The organism is Streptomyces flavofungini (genome assembly GCF_041028215.1).
In the GTDB taxonomy this organism is placed as follows: Bacteria; Actinomycetota; Actinomycetes; order Streptomycetales; family Streptomycetaceae; genus Streptomyces; species Streptomyces flavofungini_B.
This window is the reverse complement of sequence record NZ_JASKYR010001267.1, coordinates 1-1742: the sequence shown is the minus strand read 5'-3', so window position 1 is coordinate 1742 and position 1742 is coordinate 1. Positions and strand designations below refer to the sequence as shown.

The 1742-nt window shown below is 76.8% G+C and carries 1 protein-coding gene; it reads right to left on the bottom strand.

The genetic code is table 11. From position 1 onward, the window contains the following. The coding region (locus AB8Z36_RS40325; protein ID WP_440582134.1) for an ATP-binding protein at positions 1–1563 on the bottom strand (1563 nt) is incomplete at its 3' end. Between the last annotated feature and the right edge of the window lie 179 nt (positions 1564–1742).

Below are 1742 nucleotides of genomic sequence, written 5' to 3'. Positions count from 1 at the left end.
GACCGGGCGCGGGTGTGCAGGTCGCGGGCGCGGTCCCACTGCCGGGTGAGGAGGGCCAGGCGGCCGAGGCCGGAGAGGCGGGCGGATATGTCCGAGGCGAGGCCCAGCTCCGTCGCGATGCGCAGGCCCTCCAGCTGTCGGCGCTCCGCTTCCCAGCGTCAGCATGCCCCGCAGCCCAAGAGCGGCGGCAACCACCCATCGCGCCTCGACGGTTGCCTCGGCGGTTGCCCCAGCACTCTGCTCCACCGCTTCCGCCAGGGCCAGTGCTCGTGCGTTGGTCTTCTCGGCGGCCGTTACCTGACCGGCGCTGAACAGGCCGTAGGCGTGCAGCCACAGTGGCCGCGCGTGGCCGGGGGCGTGGCCGGGGGCCGGTTCCGGCGTGGCTCGCTCGCCGGTCAGCAGTGCGAACGCGTCCCGCAGCAGCCGGAGGTCACCGTGGTCCCGCGCGGTGCCGAGTACGGCGGAGAGCGCGCGCCGCCCCTCGGTCAGCCGCCCCCTGAGCAGCCACCACCAGGCCAGCGCCACGGCGAGCCGCACCGCCGCACCGTCCTCGGAGCCGGTGCCCCGGGCCGCCGCGTCGAGCGCCGCCCGCAGGTTCCCCGCCTCCGCGTCGAGGCGTTCGAGCCAGAGCCGCTGTCCGGCGTCGCGGAGACGCGGCTCGGCCCGCTCGGCGAGGTCCAGATAGTGGCGCAGGTGGCGGCCGCGTACGGCGTCCAGTTCCGCCGCGTCGCGCAAACGGTCGACGGCGTACGCGGCCACGGACTCCAGGAGCCGGTACCGCGTCCCCGAAGGACCGGTCACCATCGTCACGAGCGAACGGTCGACCAGGCGGCCCACCAGCGAGGACACCTCCTCCCGCGCCACACCGTCCCCCGCGCACACCACCTCGGCGGCCTCCAGCGTGCAGCCCTCCCGGTGCACGGCGAGCCTGCGCAGGACCGTGCGCTCCGGGGCGCTCAGCAGCTCCCAGCTCCAGTCGATCATCGCCCTCAGGGTCCGCTGCCGCGCCGGAACGCCCCGCCGCGAGGCGTCGAGCAGCCGGAAGCGGTCGTCGAGACGGGCGGCCAGCTCCGCGACGCCGAGTGAGCGGACCCGCGTCGCGGCGAGTTCGAGGGCGAGCGGGATGCCGTCCAGGCGGCGGCAGATCTCGGCCACGGCGTCCTCGTGGCCGTCCAGCGAGAAGCCGGGGGCCGCGGCGGCGGCACGCTCCGCGAACAGACTCATGGCGTCGGCGGGAAGCAGCGGTTCGACGGCGAACACCGCTTCGCCCGCGAGGGCGAGCGGCTCCTGGCTGGTGGCGAGGACACGGAGGCCGGGGGCGGCCCGCAGCAGGCGGTCGGTCAGTTCGGCGGCCTCCTCGACGACCTGCTCGCAGTTGTCGAACACGAGCAGGGCCCCGCGGTCGCGCAGCGCGGCGGCGAGCTGCTCGGCCTCGTCGGCGCCACCGGGCCCCGGCAGCCCGGCGGGCGCGTCGTCCCGCAGCCCGAGGGCGCCCGCGACGGCCTGGGCCAGCCCGGCGACCCCACCCTCGGGCTGCCGCCCGGCGAACTCGACGCACCACACCCCATCGGCGAACCGGCACGCCCCGGCACCCGAGGGCGCCCGCGACGGCCTGGGCCAGCCCGGCGACCCCACCCTCGGGCTGCCGCCCGGCGAACTCGACGCACCACACCCCATCGGCGAACCGGCTCGCCGGAGGTGCTGTGGAGGGTGCCGGGGCGTGCCGGTTCGCCGATGGGGTG